The sequence below is a fragment of the Rhizobium sp. SVR5-9E genome, assembly GCF_056755095.1.
Window position 1 is genome coordinate 1 of sequence record NZ_JBNDHS010000049.1, and the last position, 17,658, is coordinate 17,658.

At 60.5% G+C, this 17,658-nt stretch carries 17 protein-coding genes; 9 read left to right on the forward strand and 8 right to left on the reverse strand.

Annotated features, from left to right (window positions below):
* The first annotated feature begins 250 nt into the window (after nucleotides 1-250).
* Both ACPYOJ_RS20755 and ACPYOJ_RS20760 read left to right on the forward strand, forming a co-directional pair.
* A complete protein-coding gene (locus ACPYOJ_RS20755) occupies nucleotides 251-652 on the forward strand; it encodes an ACT domain-containing protein (protein WP_481417930.1) in 402 nt (133 codons plus the stop codon).
* 81 nt (nucleotides 653-733) lie between these two features.
* Nucleotides 734-1,573 carry an FkbM family methyltransferase gene (locus ACPYOJ_RS20760; protein WP_481417931.1) on the forward strand — a complete coding sequence of 280 codons (840 nt, stop codon included), beginning with the start codon at nucleotides 734-736 and terminating at the stop codon, nucleotides 1,571-1,573.
* An 84-nt stretch (nucleotides 1,574-1,657) separates the two neighbouring features.
* Here ACPYOJ_RS20760 and ACPYOJ_RS20765 read toward each other — a convergent pair whose 3' ends face one another.
* Nucleotides 1,658-4,525: an Rne/Rng family ribonuclease gene (locus ACPYOJ_RS20765; protein ID WP_481417932.1), complete on the reverse strand. Its 2,868-nt coding sequence runs from the start codon at nucleotides 4,523-4,525 to the stop codon at nucleotides 1,658-1,660.
* A 625-nt stretch (nucleotides 4,526-5,150) separates the two neighbouring features.
* Between ACPYOJ_RS20765 and ACPYOJ_RS20770 the strand changes: the two genes are divergently transcribed.
* From ACPYOJ_RS20770 to ACPYOJ_RS20795, 6 genes are all read left to right on the forward strand, one after another.
* On the forward strand, nucleotides 5,151-6,383 hold the full coding sequence (locus ACPYOJ_RS20770; RefSeq protein WP_481417933.1) for an N-acetylmuramoyl-L-alanine amidase: 1,233 nt from the start codon (nucleotides 5,151-5,153) through the stop codon (nucleotides 6,381-6,383).
* Between the two features lie 254 nt (nucleotides 6,384-6,637).
* Nucleotides 6,638-9,100 (forward strand): penicillin-binding protein 1A, encoded by a 2,463-nt coding sequence (locus ACPYOJ_RS20775; RefSeq protein ID WP_481417934.1) that lies wholly within the window; start codon nucleotides 6,638-6,640, stop codon nucleotides 9,098-9,100.
* Nucleotides 9,101-9,170: 70 nt separating this feature from the next.
* Nucleotides 9,171-9,644: a DUF1801 domain-containing protein gene (locus ACPYOJ_RS20780; RefSeq protein WP_481417935.1), complete on the forward strand. Its 474-nt coding sequence runs from the start codon at nucleotides 9,171-9,173 to the stop codon at nucleotides 9,642-9,644.
* 132 nt (nucleotides 9,645-9,776) lie between these two features.
* Nucleotides 9,777-10,908 (forward strand): peptide chain release factor 2 gene (prfB, locus tag ACPYOJ_RS20785; RefSeq protein WP_481417936.1). Its coding sequence is split into 2 segments (ribosomal slippage): nucleotides 9,777-9,845 and nucleotides 9,847-10,908, totalling 1,131 coding nucleotides; the frame shifts between segments, so codons are not numbered across the junction.
* 263 nt (nucleotides 10,909-11,171) lie between these two features.
* Nucleotides 11,172-12,485: a DUF1254 domain-containing protein gene (locus ACPYOJ_RS20790; RefSeq protein ID WP_481417937.1), complete on the forward strand. Its 1,314-nt coding sequence runs from the start codon at nucleotides 11,172-11,174 to the stop codon at nucleotides 12,483-12,485.
* A 178-nt stretch (nucleotides 12,486-12,663) separates the two neighbouring features.
* The gene (locus ACPYOJ_RS20795; protein WP_481417938.1) at nucleotides 12,664-13,503 is read left to right on the forward strand and encodes a glycosyl transferase; all 840 of its coding nucleotides are present in this window, start codon (nucleotides 12,664-12,666) and stop codon (nucleotides 13,501-13,503) included.
* Nucleotides 13,504-13,561: 58 nt separating this feature from the next.
* Here ACPYOJ_RS20795 and ACPYOJ_RS20800 read toward each other — a convergent pair whose 3' ends face one another.
* From ACPYOJ_RS20800 to ACPYOJ_RS20825, 6 genes are all read right to left on the reverse strand, one after another.
* Complete coding sequence (locus ACPYOJ_RS20800; protein ID WP_481417939.1) at nucleotides 13,562-14,071, reverse strand: hypothetical protein; 510 nt, start codon at nucleotides 14,069-14,071, stop codon at nucleotides 13,562-13,564.
* A gap of 4 nt (nucleotides 14,072-14,075) precedes the next feature.
* Complete coding sequence (locus ACPYOJ_RS20805) at nucleotides 14,076-14,849, reverse strand: NAD kinase (RefSeq protein ID WP_481417940.1); 774 nt, start codon at nucleotides 14,847-14,849, stop codon at nucleotides 14,076-14,078.
* A gap of 120 nt (nucleotides 14,850-14,969) precedes the next feature.
* Complete coding sequence (locus ACPYOJ_RS20810; protein WP_481417941.1) at nucleotides 14,970-15,269, reverse strand: hypothetical protein; 300 nt, start codon at nucleotides 15,267-15,269, stop codon at nucleotides 14,970-14,972.
* A 78-nt stretch (nucleotides 15,270-15,347) separates the two neighbouring features.
* On the reverse strand, nucleotides 15,348-15,482 hold the full coding sequence (locus ACPYOJ_RS20815) for a hypothetical protein (protein WP_481417942.1): 135 nt from the start codon (nucleotides 15,480-15,482) through the stop codon (nucleotides 15,348-15,350).
* 106 nt (nucleotides 15,483-15,588) lie between these two features.
* A complete protein-coding gene (locus tag ACPYOJ_RS20820; RefSeq protein WP_168829267.1) occupies nucleotides 15,589-15,795 on the reverse strand; it encodes a hypothetical protein in 207 nt (68 codons plus the stop codon).
* An 89-nt stretch (nucleotides 15,796-15,884) separates the two neighbouring features.
* Nucleotides 15,885-16,145: a hypothetical protein gene (locus ACPYOJ_RS20825; protein ID WP_481417943.1), complete on the reverse strand. Its 261-nt coding sequence runs from the start codon at nucleotides 16,143-16,145 to the stop codon at nucleotides 15,885-15,887.
* Between the two features lie 329 nt (nucleotides 16,146-16,474).
* Between ACPYOJ_RS20825 and ACPYOJ_RS20830 the strand changes: the two genes are divergently transcribed.
* The gene (locus ACPYOJ_RS20830) at nucleotides 16,475-16,699 is read left to right on the forward strand and encodes a hypothetical protein (RefSeq protein ID WP_481417944.1); all 225 of its coding nucleotides are present in this window, start codon (nucleotides 16,475-16,477) and stop codon (nucleotides 16,697-16,699) included.
* Between the two features lie 668 nt (nucleotides 16,700-17,367).
* Here ACPYOJ_RS20830 and ACPYOJ_RS20835 read toward each other — a convergent pair.
* Nucleotides 17,368-17,658: a hypothetical protein gene (locus tag ACPYOJ_RS20835; protein WP_481417945.1), complete on the reverse strand. Its 291-nt coding sequence runs from the start codon at nucleotides 17,656-17,658 to the stop codon at nucleotides 17,368-17,370.

Genomic DNA, 17,658 nt, shown 5'->3' on the forward strand with positions numbered 1-17,658 from the left:
TCCCCCTCACCAACAAAATCTAAGCCTTGGCCGATGGCCAAGGGCAAGATTTTGTATCCTCTCCCCGAGGGGAGAGGGAGGGGGCGGCGAGGATGCCTTCTCCACCCTCATTCCTGTGACAAGCACAGGAATGAGGGAGCTTGGGGTGGGCGGTGGTGGCGGACCGTCCAGCAAACGTTCCGATTCCAAATCCATTTGACGTTACGGAAGAAACTCGCTCAGTCTGGTCGCGCCAACGGAGAACAGGCGAATGTCCGGCGAAACCAGCCTCAACCGGCTTCTGGCGTCGATGCAGCCGAGGCTGCAGGACGCGACCTACGTCTTTGCGACTATGCCGGACGGGGCGGACCTTCCGGCCAGACTTGAGGCGGTGATGACGTTCCGGGAAGCGGAGGGAGTAACCCTGATCCTGGAGGAGAGCGCGGCCCTTCGCGCCGGGCTTGCCGGAACATTCCGCTCGCGGATGATAACGCTGGACATCCATTCTTCGCTGGATGCGGTGGGGTTCCTCGCGGCGATCACGGCCCGCCTGGCGGAAGCCGGAATGGGTGTAAACCCGGTCTCCGCCTTCTATCACGACCATCTCTTCGTGCCCGAGCATCGTGCAGCAGAAGCCATGCAGGTGCTGCAACGGCTATCGCAAGATGGCTGAAAAAGGCGGGAACTGATCCGCTGCGTCAGAGTTTACATAGGTCTTTTCCTATATTCGGTCTTTGAATACGGAGGCTTTGCAATGCCACTGCAAAGGCTAGCCAGATACCGCTTTCTCCGGCGGATTGCACTCTATGTGCTTCGAGTGTTGGGGCCGGGCGATATCGTTGTTCAGCATCATTGGTGGCCTGATGTTTCGCTGAGCCTGCACGCCTATAAGCATCGCGGATATTGGTTCAAAGGAAAGCGGCGCGAGCGGCATGTCATGGAGAGGCTCGCGCAGCTTGTAAAGGCTGGCGATACGGTTATCGAAATCGGTGCCCACATCGGCTATCTTTCGATTCACTTGAGAAAACTCGTCGGTGATGCGGGAAGGGTGGTGGTTTTCGAACCTGGCCCCAACAACCTTCCGTATCTGCAAAAAAATACCGAATCCTTTTCCAATGTAGAGATCATCGAGGCCGCATGCGGCGATCGAGACGGGGTTGTCGACTTTTGGATCGAGTCGCTTTCGGGGCAGAACAACTCCCTGAATAAAGACTACAAGAATTTTCAGCAGAATCGCGCAAATGCTTTCAGTAATGCCATGATGGAACGTGTCCGCGTTGATATGGTTCAGCTCGACACGTTTCTGGCAGCCACGGGCCTTCGTCCGGCTTTGCTTAAGATCGATGTGGAGGGGGCCGAAAGGCTTGTGCTTCAGGGAAGCCTGCGTTGTCTGTCGGAGATACGGCCACTGGTCGTGGTGGAAGTTACAGAAAATGCGGACGAAGTGGTCGAGATTTTCAAGGCGAACGGCTACGCGATCCATGACCGAAGTCATCCCGAATGGATATGTGTCCCGTCCGAGCAATCCGGTTCTGTAAACTCGTCTCCTCGCCGCTCGGAGACGCTTGGCCTGCTGCGAAATACCGGTACATAGGGTCCGCTGAGGACGCCGGCATATAAAAATCCGGCCGCGTCGCCGCGGCCGGATTTTTTGGCATTTGATTGCGGGAAGGGCTTCTTAGAAGAAGCCGCGGCGCTGCCACCAGCCGGCTTTTTTCGGCTTGCCGTCGGTGTCACCCTCGGCCGGTTCCGTGCGGGTGGATTTCACCGTGGGAGCAGCGGACGAGGAGATGTTCGATTCGCGGTTGGCGCGGACCGGCTTCGCTTCTTCCTCTGCCGGTGTCGCGAGATCGGCTGAGGCCTCGACGGTCTCTGCTTCCGCCTCGGCAACGGTCTCTGCTTCTACGATCGGCTCTTCGACGGGAGGGGCGGATGCCTTCCGGCGGCCGCGGCCTCTGGCGGGTTTCACGGCTTCCGCGACGACGGCGTCAGCTTCGATCGCTGCCATTGCGGCATGTGCTTCGCCGGCTTCTTCGGCAACAGCCTCGACAGTTTCGGCCTGCGTTTCAGCTTCGGCGCCATCCTCGATATCGGCGGCGGTTTCATCACCGGCTTCAGCGCCTTCGATGAGCTCGCCACCTTCCTCGCGGCTGCGGCGGCCGCCACGCTTGCCGCGGCGGCGGCGTTTGCGGCGCTGGGACTCTTCGCTATCGGCACGCGCTTCGGTAGCGGCTACTGCCGCCTCATCGCTCTCGCTGCCTTCGTCGTCGCCTTCATCCTCGTCGCCGGTTTCGCCGGAAGCGGTGTCTTGAGCGGAAACCTGCTCGCCGGTGCCGTTGCGGCCACGGCGGCGGCGGCGGCGCTTGCGCTTGCGGCCGTCGCCATCGCTTTCGGCGCGCTGCTGCGGCGCGCGCTCGGCGGCTGCCGGCTTGTCCTCAAGCTCCTCGTCTTCGTCCTCTTCCATCTCGATGACGATATCGTCGTCCTCATCATCAGGGATGGCTGCGAAGTTGAAGAGGCTTTCGATCTTGACCGGGTTTTCGACCGGCTCGCCGCGATCGATCGCGAAATGCTGCGAACCGACGGCGCTGTCGGCATCGATGATGATCGAGACGCCGAAGCGGCTTTCATAATCGACGATCGTCTGGCGCTTGTGGTTGAGCAGATAAAGCGCGATCTCCGGCGTGGTGCGCACGGTGATGTTGTGCGTCGTGTTCTTCAGCAGGTATTCCTCGATACCGCGCAGAACATGCAGCGCGACCGAGGACTGCGAGCGCACGTGGCCGGTGCCGCCGCAATGCGCGCAGACCTGCGTCGTCGATTCGAGCACCGAAGCGCGGATGCGCTGGCGTGACATTTCGAGCAGGCCGAAATGCGAGATGCGGCCGACCTGGATGCGGGCGCGGTCGTTCTTCAGGCACTCCTTCAGCTTCTTCTCGACGGCGCGGTTGTTGCGCTTTTCTTCCATGTCGATGAAGTCGATGACGATGAGGCCTGCAAGGTCGCGCAGGCGAAGCTGGCGGGCGATTTCTTCCGCTGCTTCGAGGTTCGTCTGAAGCGCCGTGTCCTCGATCGAATGCTCGCGGGTCGAACGGCCCGAGTTGACGTCGATCGAAACCAAGGCTTCCGTCTGGTTCATGATCAGGTAGCCGCCGGACTTCAGCGTCACCTGCGGCTGCAGCATGCGGTCGAGCTGCGCCTCGATGCCGGAGCGCGAGAAGATCGGGTGGATGTCGCGATAGGGCTGAACCACTTTGGCATGGCTCGGCATCAGCATCTTCATGAAGTCTTTCGCTTCACGATAGCCTTCCTCGCCGGCAACGATGATCTCGCCGATATCCTTGTTGTAAAGGTCGCGGATCGAGCGCTTGATGAGCGAGCCTTCCTCATAGACGAGGCAGGGGGCGGTCGACGCCAGCGTCAGCGTGCGGACGTTTTCCCACAGGCGCATCAGATATTCGAAGTCGCGCTTGACCTCGACCTTGGTGCGGTTTGCACCGGCCGTGCGCAGGATCACGCCCATGCCCTGCGGCACTTCGAGCATCCGGGCGATTTCCTTCAGGCGCTTGCGGTCCTGCGGATTGGTGATCTTGCGGGAGATGCCGCCGCCGCGCGCCGTGTTCGGCATCAGAACCGAGTAGCGGCCTGCGAGCGAGAGGTAAGTGGTGAGTGCAGCACCCTTGTTGCCGCGCTCTTCCTTGGCGACCTGCACGAGCAGGATCTGGCGGCGCTTGATGACTTCCTGGATGCGGTACTGCTTGCGCGGCTTGCGCTGCACGCGATCGGGAACTTCCTCCATCGCGTCTTCGGCGCCGACGGATTCGATGACTTCCTCTTCCTGGTCGTGATCGTCGTCGTCATCATCGTCGCTGCGGCGGCGGACGTCGACGTCTTCGGAGATCGAGTCCGTCTCGACCATGGCGGCCATGGAACCGCCGGCGGGACCTTCGTCCTCATTGTCGACGACCGAGGCCGAAGGGGCCTCTACGTCGGTGGGGATGGCATCTTCGGTGGGCGTGGCTTCGACGACTGCCTTCTTGCGGCTGCGGCGCGGCTTGGCCTTCTTGGCCGGAGCATCTTCGGCAACAACGGCTGCCTCCGCGGCCGGAGCCTCGACTTCAGCCGTCGCGGCCTCCACGGAGGTATCAGCGCCTTCCGGCTCTTCCGCGGGCACGATGCCGATATCCGGCTGATCCTGCGTCGAGGGGTCGCTCACCGGCGCTGTTTCGACATGTTCGACATCGTCGTCGCGGCGGTGTTCCTCGGCCTCGGCGCGAAGCAGCGCCTGACGGTCGGCAAGCGGGATCTGGTAATAGTCGGGATGGATTTCGGCGAAGGCCAGGAAGCCGTGCCGGTTGCCGCCGTAGTCGACGAAAGCCGCCTGCAGCGAGGGTTCGACCCTCGTCACTTTTGCGAGATAGATATTGCCGCGTATTTGCTTCTTGTGCTGCGACTCGAAGTCAAATTCTTCTATGCGGTTCCCGCGAACGACAACGACGCGCGTCTCTTCCTCGTGAGACGCGTCGATAAGCATTTTGTCTGCCATGTAAGGTGTGCTCCTCGGCGCAGCCGGAGACGCGCATTCTCACCTGGAGGGGTGAGTCGGTCTAGCGTGAGTGCGCCGGATGATGAAAGTCGCGCTTGATTCGGGCCGGACGGCAGCAGCCAGGCGACAGCGGGGAGATTAGCCTTCCCGGGCCTGTAGACTTTGGATGAAACCTGCTGCGAAACCATTATGACCAAGCGAGATCGACAATACTTAAGACCCCTTGGGGTCCGATGAGTTTGCTCCTCAGAGCGTTTAGTGGCTATCCACCGATGAAGTTTCCGCATACGCCGGAAAATTCAGGATCTATGTACCGGGGAGAGAAGCGCGTAAGACGGCGGACGATTGCCGGTTGTGGCGCCAGGTCCTTGGTGGGGTGGCAGCCTTCGCGGCGACTCTATCCCGTCAACACTTCTAACCTGAAAATCGTTGTATGGTTTCTCTGTCACAATAGCAAGGGAAAAGCCAAATGCGCCATAATATTGATGGATTTAAAAACACATAGACAATGGGGACTGAGGGTCTGATTCGGCGGGCGGCCACAGACGCTGAAAAAGCATTGCGCGCATAAACAGAACGATAGATAGGGTGCGGCGGTCGATTGTTTAAGAGAGTACGGCGCGCAATGGCGGAATCCAGCAAGCGGAAGATGAGATTAGTTTACGCGCTCGCGGCTGCGCTTTCGCTCCAGGCCGCCATCGCGGTTGCCGCCGGCCCGAACAAGCCGGAGCCGTTGCTTGCCTATGCCGCGCGCATCGTCGGCGACGACGCCCGAACCCGTGTCGTCATCGATTTCGACCGTCAGCCGAGTTTCTCCGTCCACTACATCGCCAATCCGGAGCGCATCGTCGTCGATCTGCCGGCGACCGCGTTCGGTTTTAAGGCCGACGATCTCGGGGCGAGGGGCCTTTTCAAGGACATCCGCTACGGCACCATGGACGAGAACAGCGCCCGCATCGTGCTGACGGCCATCAAGCCGGTGAAGCTGGCAATCGCCAAGGTGCAGGAGGATGAGGACGGCAAGGGTCATCGCCTCGTCCTCGATGCCGAGAGGGTCAGCAAGGAGGAATTCGCCACGCTCGTCAAGGCGCAGTCCTGGAGCGATCCGGCAACCACGCCGCAGACGGCGAGTGCAAAGCCCGCGCCAGATACCGCAAAGCCCGGCGATTTCATCATCGCCGTCGATGCCGGCCATGGGGGCATCGATACCGGTGCGATCGGCGCCGATACGAAGACGGAAGAAAAGCAGGTCACGCTGGCCTTTGCCAAGGCACTGGCCGACCGGCTGAACCGCGAGGCCGGCATCAAGGCGTTTCTCACCCGCAGCGACGATGAATTCCTGTCGCTTGCCGAGCGCGTGCAGATTGCCAGGGAGAACCATGCGAGCCTTTTCATCTCGCTGCATGCCGATACGCTGAAGCAGAAGGATATTCGCGGCTCGACCGTCTATACGATATCCGACAAGGCCTCGGACAAGCTTGCGGCGGACCTCGCCGACCGCGAAAACCTGTCGGATCAGATCGCCGGCAAGGAGACCGTCGCTGAACCGCCGGCCGTGGCGGATATCCTGCTCGACCTGACGCGGCGTGAGACCCAGGCCTTCTCGATCTCGCTGGCCGAGAGCGTGCTCGGCTCTTTCAAGGACCAGGTCAGCACGATCAACAATCCGCACCGCCATGCCGGTTTCCGCGTCCTGCAGGCGCCCGATGTACCCTCGATCCTGCTCGAACTCGGCTTCCTCTCGAATGTCGAGGACGAAAAGCTGCTGCTCGACGACAAATGGCGCGCGAAGGTGGTGGACCGGCTGACCGATGCGGTAAAGCACTACCGCTCCTCGTTCGTTGCGAACGGCGGCTGAGACCTTGGCTAGCAATGACTAACGTGACTAAGATGTGACACCCGGAGCGAAAGCGGAAGGAAGAATGGGAATAGGGCCTGCAAGCCCTATTTTGCTCACATTCAGGCCCTTACTCACGGCTATGTTTCTGGGACGCGGGGCGGATTTGGCTTGTCGCAATGCTGCTCATGGAGTAAGCCCGCGCAACATGCAGAAATGCTATCCTCCATGCAATGATACCGCCCGCGCCATTTGAAGGTTTGGAATACCGGTAGATGATAAGACTTCTTGGATATTTCTTCGGGATTGCCTGCGTCATGTTTCTTGGCGCCGCGGCTGTCGTTGCCGTCTATCTGGCAAACGTCGCGAAGGATCTTCCCGATTACGAGGTCTTGAGCAGCTATGCGCCGCCGGTCACCACCCGCGTTCATGCCGGAAACGGCGCGCTGATGGCCGAATACGCCAAGGAGAAGCGTCTTTTCCTGCCGATCCAGGCTATCCCGGACCGTGTCAAGGCGGCTTTCCTTTCGGCCGAAGACAAGAACTTCTATAACCATCCGGGCATTGACGTGAGCGGTCTCGGGCGCGCCATCCTTGTCAACCTGCAGAATTTCGGCTCCGGGCGCCGGCCGGTCGGCGCCTCGACGATCACGCAGCAGGTGGCGAAGAACTTCCTCCTGACGTCGGACCAGACCATCGACCGCAAGATCAAGGAGGCGATCCTCTCCTTCCGCATCGAGCAGGCCTACAGCAAGGACAAGATCCTCGAACTCTATCTGAACGAGATCTTTTTCGGCTTGAACTCCTACGGCATCGCCGGTGCAGCGCTCACCTATTTCAACAAGTCGGTCACGGAACTCACTGTTGCGGAAACGGCCTATCTCGCCTCGCTGCCCAAGGGCCCGGCGAACTATCATCCCTTCCGCCATCCCGAGGCCGCGCTGGAGCGCCGCAATTGGGTTATCGACCGCATGGTCGAGAACGGCTATGTCAGCAAGGCTGATGGCGAGGACGCCAAGAAGCAGCCCCTCGGCGTCACGGCCCGCAACAACGGCCCGTCGCTCTTTGCTTCGGATTTCTTCGCGGAAGCCGTTCGCCGTCAGTTGATCGATCAGTATGGCGAGAAGACGCTCTACGAAGGCGGTCTTTCGGTCCGTACCTCATTCGATCCGCAGATGCAGCTTGCGGCGCGCAAGGCGCTGCAGGACGGCCTGACGACTTACGACGAACGTCGCGGCTTCCACGGTGCGCTGAAAAAGATCGACACCACGGCCGACTGGGGCAAGGAGCTCGCGGATATTCCGGCGTTCTCGGACGTGCCGGAATGGCATCTCGCCGTCGTGCTTGCGGTCTCGCCCGAAAGCGTCGATATCGGTCTTCAGCCGGACAAGGACGGCGCCGGCAAGGCTTCCCCCGACCGCGAGCGCGGGACGATCACCGCCAAAGACATGCAGTGGGCCTATCGCTCCTCGACCGGCGAGCGCAAGACGGCCAAGTCGCCGGAAGGCGTGCTTTCTGCTGGCGACGTCGTATATGTCGAGCGGCTGGGCGGCGAAAACTCGACCTCCTACCGTCTGCGCCAGCCGCCGAAGGTTCAGGGCGGTCTCGTCGCCATGGACCCGAAGACCGGCCGCGTTCTCGCCATGGTCGGCGGTTTTTCCTACGGCCAGTCGGAATTCAATCGCGCGACGCAGGCGATGCGCCAGCCCGGCTCCTCGTTCAAGCCGTTCGTCTACGCTGCCGCGATGGACAATGGCTATACGCCGGCTTCGGTCGTCAGCGACGACCCGCTCCAGATCCAGACCGGCAATGGTCAGGTATGGGCGCCGGACAATTATGAAGGCGAGGGCGGTGGCGCCAATACGCTTCGCTTCGCCATCGAGCATTCACGCAACCGCATGACCGTGCGCCTTGCCAACGACCTCGGCATGAACGTCGTTGCCGAATATGCCGATCGCTTCGGTGTCTACGACAAGATGCCGCCGCTGCTCGCCATGTCGCTCGGCTCCGGTGAAACCACCGTGATGCGCATGGTTTCCGCCTATTCCGTCATCGCCAACGGCGGCAAGCAGATCAAACCGACGCTGATCGACCGGATCCAGGACCGCTACGGCAAGACGATCTTCCGGCACGAGGAGCGCGTCTGCGAGGGCTGCAATGCCGGCGAATGGCAGAGCCAGGAAGAGCCTGTCGTCGCCGACAACCGCGAGCAGGTGCTCGATCCGATGACCGCCTATCAGATCACCTCCATGATGCAGGGCGTGATCCAGCGCGGCACCGCCGCCGGCAAGATCGACCTCGGCGGCCGCGACGTCGCGGGCAAGACGGGCACGACCAACGACGAGAAGGACGCCTGGTTCGTCGGCTTCACGCCGGACCTTGTCGCCGGTCTCTACATTGGCTTCGATTCGCCGAGCACGCTCGGCCGGGGCGGTACCGGCGGTGCTCTTGCCGCACCCGTCTTCAACGAATTCATGCAGGTCGCCGTCAAGGATATGCCTGAATCGAAGTTCGTCATCCCGCAGGGCATGAACCTCATCCCGATCGACCGGAAGACCGGCATGGCGGCCATGGAGGGTGACCCGAACACCATCATCGAGGCCTTCAAGCCCGGTACCGGGCCGGCCGACAACCTGTCGGTCATCGGCATGGACAGCACCATGGCGCCGGAGGAAATCCTGAAGACCTCGCCGCAGGCCAATCAGGCCGTGCAATCGGGCGCCGGCGGCCTGTACTAGGGGTTTGCTGAGCAGATCGGCTTCGGGTCCTCTGGATAAGGAGCATCCGGATGAGCGGAGCGAACGCGCAATGACTGACCAGGCGGCCATCAAGTCGAGGAAGCTCGAAGGGAAGGCGGACGCCGAGCGCGCGGCCGCCGCGCCGCCCCTCCGTTCAGGCGGCAACCCTCAGATCGCGAAGGGCTACGGCGATGCACCGGTACAGGCCTATATCGCGGCCATGCCGGGCTGGAAGAGCGACGTCGGACGCCGCCTCGACGCGCTGATCGTGCGCACCGTTCCCAGCGTGCGCAAGGCGGTCAAATGGAACTCGCCTCTCTACGGCGTGGAGGACGATGGCCAAGGCTGGTTTCTCGCCTTTCATTGCTTCACCAAGTACGTCAAGGTGACGTTCTTCCGTGGCGGGTCGCTTCGTCCTCTGCCTGCTGGCCAATCCAAGCACAAGGACGTGCGCTACCTCGACATCTACGAGGGTCAGCTCGACGAAGCTCAGTTTGTCGATTGGGTGAAGCAGGCCAGCCGGCTTCCCGGCGAACGAATGTGAGCGGGAAGTTGCGAAGTACGAAAAGGACGGCGACTAATTGAACCGATCGATTGGCGGGCTGCGGGCTTTACATCCGCGGCTGCCGCAACTATTTGACGGACCAGCTCAAGACCAACGCAAAGAAGCAGGACAATGCGAGCGGAAATCCAGAACGTAGTCGATGAAACCAAGCAGGCTATCACCCTGCTGAGGAGGCATCTTTGACTGGGACCAGGCGATAAGACGGCTGGACTGGTTGAACAACAAGGCAGAGGACCCGAACCTCTGGAACGATGCCCAGGAAGCACAGAAGCTGATGCGCGAGCGCCAGCAGCTCGATGACGGCATCAGCGGCGTGAAGCAGCTGGAGCAGCAGCTGAACGACAATGTCGAGCTCATCGAGATGGGCGAGGAAGAGGGCGACGAGGATGTCGTCAAGGAAGCAGAAGACACTCTGAAGGTCCTGAAGGCCGAAGCCGCGCGCCGCCAGGTAGAAGCCATGCTTTCTGGCGAGGCCGACAGCAACGACACCTATCTCGAAGTGCATTCCGGCGCCGGCGGCACCGAAAGCCAGGACTGGGCGAACATGCTGCTGCGCATGTATACCCGCTGGGCCGAGCGTTCGAAGTTTAAGGTCGAGCTTCTCGAAGTGCACGACGGCGAAGAGGCGGGCATCAAGTCCGCGACGCTGCTCGTCAAGGGCCACAATGCCTATGGCTGGCTAAAGACGGAATCGGGCGTGCACCGGCTCGTGCGCATCTCGCCCTATGACAGCAATGCGCGTCGTCACACGTCCTTCTCCTCGATCTGGGTCTATCCGGTCGTGGACGACTCGATCAACATTGACATCAACGAAAGCGATTGCCGCATCGATACCTACCGCTCGTCGGGTGCGGGCGGCCAGCACGTCAATACGACGGACTCGGCGGTGCGCATCACGCACATTCCGACCGGCATCGTAGTGGCCTGCCAGCAGGAGCGCTCGCAGCACAAGAACCGCGCCAAGGCCTGGGACATGCTGCGCGCTCGTATGTATGAGGCCGAGCTCGAGAAGCGCGAAGCGGCTGCCAACGCCGAAGCTGCCTCCAAGAGCGATATCGGCTGGGGGCATCAGATCCGCTCCTACGTGCTGCAGCCCTACCAGCTCGTCAAGGACCTGCGCACCGGTGTTGCGAGCACCGCGCCGGGCGACGTGCTCGACGGTGAACTCAACGAGTTCATGGAAGCAGCACTCGCGCACCGCATCAGCGGCAAGCCGGACGCTGTCGTCGACGACATCGACTGAGTTTTGCTCGCAGGTTGACCTAACGAAAGCCGCTTGCAGCAGGCCGTTGCAGGCGGCTTTTGCATGCCGCCAGAAGCGGCCGTTTACGCGTCAATTTACCGTTGCGTACTTCCATTTTACGTCGCTGGCATGGCAGCCTCAGATATCAATCTGGAGGGCGCCGAATGCGCAGGTTGGCTTTTCTCACGGCATGGATAGCGCTGGCATTCGCGAGTCATTCGAACGCCGCGGGTCCGTCGCCTCTCAGGCTGAATGAGCGTTTGATGGAACGGCGAGCCGTCGAGGCGGTGGTCTGGGGCATGCCCGCCGTCAACTACGACCTGATGCGCCAGGAGATGCTGACAAAAACCGGGGCGAAGGTCGGAGAGGTCATCTATTGGGGGCGGCCGCTCGATTGGCGAAACCAGACGCTGACGCCCAATCCAGATGCGCTGTACTTCATGGTGTTCTTCAGCACCAAGGACGGGCCTGTTGTTCTCGATCTTCCGGCGGCGGAGGCTAAATCCTCCTTTAACGCCAACATCGTGACAGTGTGGCAGATGCCGCTCGAAGACGCTGGCTTGCTGGGATACGACAAGGGCAAGGGCGGGAAGTTCGTCATTCTGCCGCCCGGCTATAAAGGCAAGGTTCCTGATGGCTTTATCCCTTTGCAGTCGGACACGTACGGCGGATACATGCTATTTCGCTCGAACCTCGTCAGTCACGGTGACGCGGATGTCCAAGCATCGATCGATTACGGTCGAAAACTGAAGGTCTATCCGCTCTCTCAGTCGGCCAATCCTCCCGAAACGACGTTCATCGACGTCAAGGACATCCTGTTCGACTCCACCATCCGATGGGACACCACGTTCTTCGACAACCTCGATCGGATCGTCCAGGAAGAACCCTGGCTGGTTCGCGACAGGATCATGATCGATCAGCTCAAGACACTCGGCATTGAAAGAGGAGAGCCGTTCAGGCCGAGCAATGTGGACAAGACATTGCTGGCGTCAGGCGTAGAAGAGGCGCGAAGCCTTCTTGAGATGCAATATGATGCGGGGTTGCCGCCGTTCTTCTCGGAGAGGAGCCGGTGGACGTTTCCGGCCTTCCCGGACCTCATACAGGCGGGATCGGTGGGTTTTGACGAACCCGATTCCTACCCGGTCGACCATCGTGGCGTGGGCTACAGTTACGCATATATCGGCATCAAACATCTCGGTGCCGGGCAGTTCTACGCAATCTCCATTCGCGACAAGGACGGGGATGCGTTCGAAGGCGGCAAGACCTACAGGCTCCATGTGCCGCCGAATGTTCCGGTGAAGCAATACTGGTCCGTGACCGCTTACGACCGCGAAACGCACGCGTTGATCCGGAACGTCGATCGCGCCAGCCGGTCCTCCCAGATTCCCGAATTGATCAAGAACGCCGATGGCTCCGTCGATCTCTTCCTCGGCCCCAAGCCGCCCGAGGGAAAGGATGACAACTGGATACCGACCGACCCGTCGCGCAAATTCGAGCTGATGTTTCGCGCTTATGGACCCACCGAGGAATTCTTCCAGAAGAAATGGGTTCTGTCCGATGTCGAAAAGATGCAGTGAGGATGGCTCGACCGGCGTCCGCCAGTGCCACCCGCGGGGACGCAAACCGGGGTCCCGCGTTGCCAGCGCCGGTTCCCGCATTCTTTCAGCAGTCAGTTCGTCCCGGCGCAATCCCTGGCTGACTTGATCATTTTGGCAATACCGGATTTAAGGAGGGCGATTTAACGGGCTGGATTCGATGACAAACGTTCTTGCCGCAAGCGGCGGCGTCAAGCAGATCATCTGTATCAACTGGGGCACGAAATATGGCGCCCCATTCATCAATCGCTTGTATGCCATGGTCGCGCGCAACATCACGCCGCCTTTCACGTTCACCTGCTTCACCGACAATCGCGACAATCTCCATCCCGGCATACTCTGCGAGGACCTGCCGCCGCTGGAGGTGGAGAACATGCCGGTCAACACCAAGGGGATCTGGCCGAAGGCGCGCCTTTGGGGGCCAAGGCTCGGCAACCTCAACGGACCGGTGCTGTTTCTCGATCTGGACCTCGTCATTGTCGGCTCGCTCGATTTCTTCTTCGAGATCGGCGACACCGACGACGTGGTCATGGCGCGCAACCAATCGACACCTTTGGAGCGTCTGGGACAGACATCGATCTTCCGCTTTCCCATCGGCAAGCTTATCAGCCTGCAGGAGAAGTTCCGTGCAGATCCTCAGGCGGTCGCCGACCTCTACAGGTTCGAACAGCGCTTTGTCACCCGTAATGCGCCCGGGGGCGTGAAGTTCTTTCCGCGCAAGACGGTCCTGCATTTCCGGCGCGACTGCCGCTGGCCGTTTCCGCTGAACTACTTCCTGGTATCGCGGCTGCCGAAGGGGGCCAGGGTGGTTCTCTTTCCCGGCGGGTTTCATCCCCAGCAAGCGATCGACGGCCGCGCCAAGGCGAACCAGCCGCGCGTCAGCGCCATGGAGTATCTGAGGGGCGCGCTTTCTCTTATACGCAAAGGCCGAAGCCCCTTCAAATATCTGCGGCGCTACATTCTGCCGACACCCTGGGTGGCCGAGCACTGGCGCGAGTGACGCGAGGCGCTTCCGTCGGCCGTTTCAGGCCCAGGAAACGATGAGCTTTACGGTGCGGTCAGTTCGTCGGCTTCTCGATCTTGATCTCGCCGAACTCATCGATGAGCACTGTCCATGTCTCGGAGTAACCGTCCGGATCGGTCTTCAGATAGACCGTAGCGAAGAGCCCCGGCTGCTCGATGATGCCCGTTGAGGTTTCCGGGCGGATGTCGGTGATATAGGGCTTGAGTTGCGTGAACTCGTCCAGCTCGACGCTGGAGACGATCTCCGGGCCACTGCCGGTCTGGGCGATCTGCTGCAGATAGACTTTCGACGTCCTGTCCGGCTGGCGGACGGCAAAGAGCTTGTAATAGCCATGGCGCGGTTCCGGGGCCGCCTTTGCCGGTTCGGTGGCTGCACCGGGCGCATGTTCGATGAGGATATCGGCGGGGCTTTCCTTCCAATAGCCGGTGCTGGTTGCGCAGATCACAGCCGCCGGAAGGGCCACCTCGGCCGGGCTGACCGCCTTTGCGAGATCCGCCGAAGCGCTGACCAGGGTTGCTGTGAGAAGAGCCGCTCCAAGCCTCATTGCTTCAGTCCGCGAATTGTTCGGCAAGGATGCGATCCGACCACGAGCGGTCGGGATCAGACAGGATTCGCGCAGTCATGTGCTCCGACTGTGCGATGCGGATATGCAGCACGGACTTGACCTCCGTATTGTCGGCCACCGCATTCACGGGCCGCTTTGCGGCTTCGAGAATATGGATGTCGACCGTAACCTTGTTCGGCAGCAACGCACCGCGCCAGCGCCGCGGCCGGAAGGCGCTGACCGGGGTCATGGCGAGCAGGGGCGCTTCGAGCGGCAGGATCGGCCCGTGGGCAGAAAGATTATAGGCCGTGGAGCCCGCGGGCGTTGCCACCATCAGCCCGTCGCAGATCAATTCCTCGAGCCGCACATGTCCGTCGACTTCGACGCGCAGCTTGGCGGCCTGATAGGACTGGCGGAACAGCGACACCTCGTTGATGGCAAGCGCCGTGGAGTTGCTGCCGTCGGCATTGGCCGTCGTCATCTGGAGGGGATGGAAGGCATTTTCGACGGCCGCACAAATGCGGTCAGGCAGTTTCTTCGTGTGATAGTCGTTCATCAGGAAGCCGACGGAGCCACGGTTCATGCCGTAGACGAGCTTTCCGGAATTCATCGTGTGATGCAGCGTCTGCAGCATGAATCCATCGCCCCCGAGGGCGACGATGACGTCGGCCTCCTCGGCGGGTACATCACCGTAGAGGCGAATCAGTTCTTCCCGTGCGGCAAGCGCCTCCGTGGCCGGCGAGGCGAGGAAACAAAGCGTCTGAAATGAGCGTCCCATGCAATGCCCTTTATGATCCTTCCTTAGCTAAAGGATAAAGGGCTTGTGCGACAAGGCATTTCGCGCCAGTTGCGGTACGCCTCGACGATACCATTCGGTGTAGCGGCGGGAATGGCGCTGCTACTGCTGTTCCCTCGTGCCCGGCGCTGCCTCGCGCTCATCCTGGTCTTCGAGGTCGGTCTCCACCAGGTAGGCGTCGCCGTGGAGGCGCGGCACTTCCTTTACGGCGGCCGGGTTTGTCGTCCCATCGGGGCTGATGTCTCCGGACGGATCCGCGGCATCTGCCGGGTGGCCCATGCTCGAGGCCACTCCGCGTGCGCCCTGCAATCGGGCTTCCTCGCGACGCGTTGCAGCGGCTGCCGTATCCGAGCAGCGTGCATCATCCGTGCCGGAATCGAATCTGCGGTCCTGACTTTGCATAACGCTCTCCCTTATTGTGACTGGTCAATTGCGTATGGCGGCGCCCGGGTGCTTCGGACTGGCTGGAGTTGTAGACACTCACAATCGCAATCCTGCATTTTCCCGTTCATCGCGCGAGAGTTTGGGGTTCGTCAGCATCCCGTAGGCAATCGCGCAAACAAGAAGCAAGGTGCAGCCAACAATGGCAAAGGCCGAAAAATGCTCGGCAACCATGGTTCGATCTTCTTTGACGACTCGAACCCGACGGAGGCGGATTTGTTCCGTCCAATGCATGGTTGGGGTCGGACCGCCGATCAGTTTTGCAGTCGTGAGGCTGCCCTCAGGCCAGCCGCCGGAGCGAACCGGCGTAACGATCCGAGGCCCGTTCGATGTTATCAAGGTTGTTCATGAGGTCCACCATGTCACAGGCTTCCGCCCACTGCATGCCGCTGATGGGCACGCCATCCAATTCCGCCGGCTCCATCGTCAGTCCGTCAACGACAAGCCAACGGTCGTCGGCCTCATGCCGCAGATTGTACCGTCGCATCACTTACTCCCGCGCTACGACTGTACCATATTTTTACATTTTGGCGTGAATGAGAACACGCTAAAGCAAGCAACGGAAGGGATTACGCGTCAATGAACGGAGGGGTCGGTATCGTCCAGAAACGACCGTATGCCGTCGCGTGCGACTGTCGCCAGAAATTCGTCGAAGGCTTCGCGGTCGGTCGCAAACGGCTCGTCCCAGCGGATCAAGTCCTCGCCTTGCGTGACGACTTCCATCGTCCAGTCTTCATTGGAGCCTGCAGTGCGGAAGATATCGACGAGGACGGTTATCCCGTCTTCGGAGAATTCACCCGCCAGCTCTGAATGTTCGAGTTTGGAATCCTTGGACATTCGCGTTCAATCCATAAATGCTGTCGGGTCACCGTGGGCGACTACCTTCAGGTGCATACCGCATGTTGTCAAGGAATGAACGGTTCGGGAGCAGTGAGGCTGCACGCCTGAATACACCGCGCGGCTCGGCGAGTTGTGATGCCGGCAGAGCTACCGTTTGCTCCGGCAATACTGGCGGTGGATCGGACTAAACCAAAGGAAGGCGTGGGCATCCCGAAAACTCAGAAAGGCGTCCTGAAGCATGATGGATTGAGATGGCTCTTGGGACTAGCTTCAAAGGTGCCAACTGGAGGGCAAGTGCCCGCAACTGAAACCTGAAGGCAGCACCGATGAACGACACGCTAGAGCACAACGATCCCGCCATCGAAGAACTGATGAAGGATGCAATAACCACCTACATGTTGGATAGTTTGAACATCGAGGATCGGCTGAGGACAGCCGTCCAGAAGATCGCGGAGGAACTGCTCGCGGAGGAACTAGCTGCACTGAGGGGGAGGGCTGCGAGGGCAAAGACGTCCGATCTTCAGGACGGAGAAATGTTGGTAGCGGCTTAGGTGCACGATGGGATGCCTGCGCGACCACCCGTAACCAGTGATCTCCTCTAGGTCGGCGCATTGCCGCCGATCGATCCGGACCTTCCGTACGCCCTGCCGTTGCGCGGGGTTTTTTGTCGCAAGCAAAATGAATCTGAAAGTCACCAGGGAGTGACTGGGCGGCGGTTGGCTGATCACGACATCTAGAAACCAATCATGAACACTGCGGCCCAGAACAAGGCGGACAATTCTGCAGCCACCATAAAACCAATCGCGGTGTCGCTCATGATCTCCTCCTTAGGACAACCTCCATTGCCTAGGGAAAACTATAGAGCACGGATGAAGGTTCCGCTACCCACTATATGTAGACGGTTATTCGAGCGGTCAAAGCCACTGGATTGCAAGGCGTAGATCGCGTTTTGAATGGCGCGTCCCACCTCTGTTCACGTAAGCAGCGAATACACGAAAGCTCCGACAGAACCCCAAAAGACAACCAGCACAAGCGACATCGACAAGACGAAGATCTTCGTCACAGCAAAAACTCCGCAACATTTACTCAGCAGAAACCGAAACTAATGCAGGGGCCGACGGTTGGTATCGGCACAAGGTCCTGAACGGACCGGACTTTGGTCTGATGTTCTCTTGCTGACCGGTGGCTCAGCGCCGCGGCGCCGCTCTTCACGCCGGGATCAAGGGCGGCCGCCCATGCCTGATCCACCCATAGCCTCGGGCTTTTCACCGATTTGCCGTCTCACCAGCTTCAACGTCCCATCCGGCTGGACGATATAGGTTTCCCGGACCCATCGCCCGAGATTATCCGTAAACTCATGCGGCAGAACGCTGCCGGCAGGCGATTTGGCGAGGCGCGCCACGTGGCCACCATAGGTGATGCTGCCTGGTATCGGCTCGATTTCGACGGAACCGCTGGAGCAGGACGAGAGCGCGATCACTGCCGCGAATGCAATGATGGAGGGCTTCAT